Origin of the sequence: Micromonospora sp. D75, from assembly GCF_018070405.1 — a bacterium.
Taxonomy (GTDB): Bacteria; Actinomycetota; Actinomycetes; order Mycobacteriales; family Micromonosporaceae; genus Micromonospora; species Micromonospora chalcea.
The window spans coordinates 1-4,758 of sequence record NZ_JAGPXV010000478.1 but is presented as its reverse complement, the minus strand read 5'-3'; the positions used below and the strand labels follow the sequence as shown (position 1 = coordinate 4,758).

Annotated in this window: 8 protein-coding genes; 3 read left to right on the top strand and 5 right to left on the bottom strand. The window is 73.2% G+C overall.

Annotation, left to right across the window (positions count from 1 at the left end; all coding sequences use genetic code 11):
* Window positions 1-507 (top strand): helix-turn-helix domain-containing protein (locus KBX39_RS23565; protein ID WP_210872544.1); only part of this gene is annotated, 507 nt, incomplete at its 5' end.
* On the opposite strand, the gene KBX39_RS23560 is transcribed toward KBX39_RS23565, so the two are convergent.
* The 5 genes from KBX39_RS23560 to KBX39_RS23540 all read right to left on the bottom strand — a co-directional run bounded on the left by KBX39_RS23560 (window position 480) and on the right by KBX39_RS23540 (window position 2,961).
* Window positions 480-842, bottom strand: a complete 363-nt coding sequence (locus tag KBX39_RS23560) for a nuclear transport factor 2 family protein (protein WP_043325175.1) — start codon at window positions 840-842, stop codon at window positions 480-482. The two genes, KBX39_RS23565 and KBX39_RS23560, sit on opposite strands and share 28 nt — an antisense overlap.
* A complete protein-coding gene (locus KBX39_RS23555) occupies window positions 820-1,296 on the bottom strand; it encodes an SRPBCC domain-containing protein (protein WP_064447429.1) in 477 nt (158 codons plus the stop codon). Before KBX39_RS23555 ends, KBX39_RS23560 begins: the two co-directional genes overlap by 23 nt.
* A complete protein-coding gene (locus tag KBX39_RS23550; protein WP_064447430.1) occupies window positions 1,293-1,625 on the bottom strand; it encodes a helix-turn-helix transcriptional regulator in 333 nt (110 codons plus the stop codon). The genes KBX39_RS23555 and KBX39_RS23550 overlap by 4 nt, the downstream gene beginning before the upstream one ends.
* A 62-nt stretch (window positions 1,626-1,687) precedes the next feature.
* Entirely contained in the window at window positions 1,688-2,503 is an 816-nt protein-coding gene (locus KBX39_RS23545; protein WP_210872542.1) for an NAD(P)-dependent oxidoreductase, read from the bottom strand.
* Window positions 2,500-2,961, bottom strand: coding sequence for a MarR family winged helix-turn-helix transcriptional regulator (locus KBX39_RS23540; RefSeq protein WP_208635315.1), 462 nt, complete (start codon window positions 2,959-2,961; stop codon window positions 2,500-2,502). Before KBX39_RS23540 ends, KBX39_RS23545 begins: the two co-directional genes overlap by 4 nt.
* A gap of 159 nt (window positions 2,962-3,120) precedes the next feature.
* Here KBX39_RS23540 and KBX39_RS23535 point away from each other — a divergent pair, with 159 nt between their 5' ends.
* On the top strand, window positions 3,121-3,858 hold the full coding sequence (locus KBX39_RS23535) for a hypothetical protein (RefSeq protein ID WP_247660497.1): 738 nt from the start codon (window positions 3,121-3,123) through the stop codon (window positions 3,856-3,858).
* A gap of 131 nt (window positions 3,859-3,989) precedes the next feature.
* On the top strand, window positions 3,990-4,758 hold a 769-nt coding region (locus KBX39_RS23530), incomplete at its 3' end, for an FAD-dependent oxidoreductase (RefSeq protein ID WP_312247478.1).

Sequence of the window (4,758 nt, the reverse complement as noted above, 5' to 3'; positions counted from 1 at the left end):
GCCGGTCTCGACCTCTGCGTCCACCTGGTACGCCGCGACCACGGGCCGACGATCGCCAACGCGGTCGCCCGCCGGCTGGTCGTACCGCCGCACCGCGACGGCGGCCAGGCGCAGTTCGTCGAGGCGCCGGTCCCGGCCGACCCCGGCGACGACCGGCTCGCCGCGAGCATGTCGTGGGCGCTGGCGAACCTGACCGCCGAGATCACCGTGGCCCGGCTGGCCCGGCAGGCGCACATGTCGCCCCGCACGTACCTGCGGCACTTCGCGCGGGCCACCGGCACCACGCCGATCCGCTGGCTGATCGACCGGCGCGTCCAGGCCAGCCTGCCGCTGCTGGAGACGACGAGCGCGCCGATCGAGGAGGTCGCCGCCACTGTGGGGTTCGAGACGGCGGTGACGTTCCGGCACCACTTCGCCGCCGCGATGCGGACCTCGCCGTCGGCGTACCGGCGGGCCTTCACCGGGGCGTCAGGCGGCGCTCACGCCCCGGGCAGCGGTACGACGTAGGAGTCGACGCGGGCGATGAGCCCGTCCCGGAACGTGAACAGGTCGTTGAAGGCGAAGCGGAACGGCCCGTGCGCGACGGTGGCGCCCCGGCCCTCGCCGGTGACCACGACGACCGGCCCGTCCTCGATCACGCGCTCGACGTCGAGCCGTGGACTGCCGGTGAACGCAGGGTTCTCGATCTCGCCGTCGAACTCGGCCCGGCCGCGGGTGGTGCGGTGGCCGTGGATGACCCACTCCACGTCGTCGGTGAGGGTGGCGAGGATGCGCTCGTGGTCGCTCGCCCGGAAGCCGGCGAAGTATTCCGCGACCAGGTCACGCTGGGTTGCTCGGGGCACTGTCGTCTCCATCGTCGTGATGTCGGAGGTGGGCGGCGAGCGCGTCGAGGATCGAGGCGAGCCCGTCCGCGGCCTGGTCGGTACGCAACTCGGGCGGAAGCTTGCGCTGGTGCACCGTCAGGTCGGTGCCGTCGCGCGCGGGCCGGAGCGTGACGGTCGTACGCAGGCCGGTAACCGGCTCGTCGAAGACCAGCTCCCGTGGCGGGTCCACGCTGACGTAGACGAACCGGAGCCGCCCGGTCCGGCCGTCCGGCGCGCGTGTGTCGAGGGCGAACTCCCCGCCCGGCCGCAGGTCGACGGTCACCGAGCCCGGCGGCACGTCGGCGTGCGACCCGCCCCAGAACGCGGCGATGCTCGCCGGCGAGGTGAAGGCCGCCCAGACCCGGTCCGGCACGGCGGGCAGGTGCCGCCGGGCGATCAGCTCGTCGCCGTGCCGTTCGACGCGCGTCGTCACCGGGTCGCCTCCGGGTCGGAGAGGTGCGTCTCCAGCGCGTCGAGACGGTCGTCCCAGGCGCGGCGTTGCTCGTCGATCCACGAGCCGAGCCGGGTGAGCTGGTCGACGCGCAGCCGGCAGGGTCGCCGGGTGCCCTCCCGCCGCTGCTCGACCAGGCCGCACCGGCGCAGCACGCCGACGTGGTGGGAGATCGCCTGCGGCGTCAGGTCGAACGGCTCACCCAGCTCGCCCACGGTGGCCTCCCCGCGCGCGAGGCGGGTCACCAGGGCGCGGCGGACCGGGTCGCCGAGCGCGGCGAAGGCGAGATCGAGGTCCGGATCGGAGCGCATGCCCTCACGCTAGCGCAAATACACGTTTGCGCAAACAACCCTTTGTTTATGCTGGCGCCGGGTCAGAGCGCGCCGCTGCGGACGGCCTCGTAGATGGTGCTGATCGTCGGTGTGAAGCCGAGGCTGCGGGCGAGGCTGACGTCCATCTGCCCCCGCCACGGCTGACGGAGCGGTTCGGCGGAGGAGCCGTAGGAGTAGCCGACGAGCTGGGACATCTCGTAGATGCTCAGGGGCGACTCGTCGGCGATGTTGACGGTGCGGTTGTCGAACGCGCCCGTGAGGGCCAGTGCGAACGCCGTGGCGATGTCGGCGTGGTGGCAGACGCTCAGCCTCTGTGCCGGGTGCCACCCCATGCCGGCCGCGAGTTCGGGCAACGATTCGAGGTGCCCGTCCCGGTCGCCGTAGATGAAGGGAAGGCGCAGGATGCCCCAGGTGAGCCCGCTGGCGCGAAGCAGCTGCTCGGCTTCGATCTTGCTGGCGGGGTAGGCCAGCGTCGGCGCGACGGGGTCGTCCTCACGCCCGGGGTGCGTGCTGTCGGCGCCGTAGACGTGGGAGGTGCTGGCCAGCAGGAACCGGGCCTGCGGCGCGTGCTTCTCGACGGCGGCGATCAGGTTGCGGGTGCCGTCACGGTTGACGGCCCAGATCTGCTCGTCGTCGGGGGTGCGGAAGACGGCGGCCAGGTGGATGACCGCGGTGACGGCTTCCACGGCTGCCGGCAGGGATTCGGGGCTGAGGACGTCACCCTCGACGCGCCGTACGCCGTCGGGCACTGCTTTTCCGGGACGGACGAGGGCGCGGCACTCGATACCCGCCGCGGTGAGTCGCCCGAGCAGGCGGGGGCCGACCAGGCCCGTTCCGCCGGTCACGAGAACGGTCATGACCCGTGCTCCTTCCGGTAGTCGATCAGTCGTCTGGTCGCGCCGCTGAGGACGCGATTCATGGTCTCGATGTCCGCGGGGTCGACCCCGCCGAAGGCGACCTCCGCGATCAACGCCATCGGATCGGGGAGCGAGTTCCACAGGTTCACGCCGGCCGGCGTGATGTGCAGCTGCTTCTGACGCTGGTCGTCCGGGTCGGGCACCTGTTCGATCAGCCCTTTGCGGACGAGCGCCGCGATCACCGCGCTGAGGGTCGCCCGTTCGACCTCCAGTTCGCGGGTGAGGGTGCGCTGGCCGACCGGCCGGCCCTCACTCAGCCGGTACAACACGTACCACTGGGTGTTCCCGAGATCGTAGGGGCGCAGCACGGACTCCATCAGGGCCCGGCTGGCGAGGAAGTACTTCTTCGCCCAGACGCCCGGAGCGGCCAGCTCGTAGGCGTTCATGTCGTTAGGCACCTGACAACATTGTCAGGTGCCTAACGACATGTCAAGAGGTGGCTGCGCGCCGGAACGCCACGGGGCGCCCGGCAGTTGGGGGAGCAGGGGACTGACGCGCCGTTTCGGGCGGCGTGGCATCGGGAACGTCGTCGGGACGGGCACGGGACGGAGGTCGACATGAGGACACCGAGTCGCCGCAGGCGGATGCTTGGCGTACCCCTGCTCGTCACCGCGCTGCTGGCCGGCGCGTGCGGCGACGGCGGTGGGGACGACGGCGGCGCCGCGGACCCGAGCGCGACCTCGGCCACCGCCCCCGCGACGCCGGAGACGTCGCAGTCGTCCGGCGGGCGCGTGACGATCCCGACGTCCGCCTTCGCCGACCTGCCGCCGGAGCTGCGCAAGACCGAGGCGCAGCCGATGGAGGTCACCGACGCGCTGCCCGAGTTGTGCGACCAGGAGTTCCGCAGCGGCGGACGGTCGGTCACCGCGAGCGCCGCCATGACGAGCGCCTACAAGAAGCCGACGGACCCGCCGGAGAACGTCCCCTTCGGCACGCTGCACCAGACCGTCTTCGCGTTCGAGGGCACCGGCGCCGCCGACTACCTGCGCCGGGTCCGCGGGGCGATGGAGTCCTGCCGGTCGTTCCAGGAGTCGGGCGGCACCGTCACCGTCCGGTCCGAGCCGATGACCCGGACCGGCGACGAAGCCCTGCTGGTGACGGTGACGCGACCGGCTACCGGCCTCGACGGCAGCCCGGCCGAAGGGCAGGCCACCAGCCAGATCATCGTGATCCGGGTCGCCGACGCGGTCACCGTCGTGCACGACCAGGGCTGGGAGGGCACCAGCAACGACCCCGGCCTGTCCGACGACATCGCCGCCGCCGCGGTCCGCGGCCTCGACTCCTGGCAGCGATGAGCGACTGACGGCGGCCGGACGGGACAAACGGGAGCGGGATCGCCGGGCAGAATGGGCGGGCGACCGCAGCCGCGACGCGATGGGGGCCCGCCATGACCGCACATCCGGACGTCGTCGTCCTCGGAGCCGGCGTGAGCGGGCTCAGCACCGGCATCCGGCTGGCCGAGAGCGGCGCCCGGGTGCTCGTCCGCACGGCGGCTCCGCCCGCCCGCACCACCTCGGCGCTGGCGTCGGCGCTCGTCGGCCCGAACCTGTCGCCACCCGGCGACCCGCAACGCGCCTGGACCGACGAGACGCTGCGGGTGCTCGGCGCCGAGCCCATGCCGGGCGTGGTGTGGCGCGACGGCACGCTCGCCGCCCGGCCGGCCGGGGCGACGCCCCCGTACGCCGAGCAGACGCCGGGCTTCCGGCAGCTCGGCGACGACGAGCGGCCGGCCGGCTTCGGCACCGCGTTCACCGTCCGCCTGCCGCTGGTCGACATGCCGGTCTACCTCGCGTACCTCCTGGAGCGACTCCGCGACGGCGGCGGCGAGGTGCGCCAGGAGCCGGTCGGCTCGCTGGACGAGGCGGCGACGCTGGCCCCGGTGGTGGTCAACTGCGCCGGGTTGGCGGCGCGGGCCCTGACCGGCGACACCGGCCTGTACCCGGTGCGCGGCCCCCGGATCGTGGTGCGCAACCCCGGCCTGGAACGGTTCTTCATGGAGGCGCCGATGGCGCCGGCCTGGGCGTCGATCTTCCCGCACGGCGACCACGTGGTGCTCGGCGGCGGCCAGCGACGCAGCGACGACACCACCCCCGATCCGGCCGAGGAGGCCGACGTCCTCGCCCGGTGCGTCGCGATCGAACCCGCCCTGGCCGCCGCCGAGGTCCTCGAACACACAGTCGGGCTGCGTCCCGGCC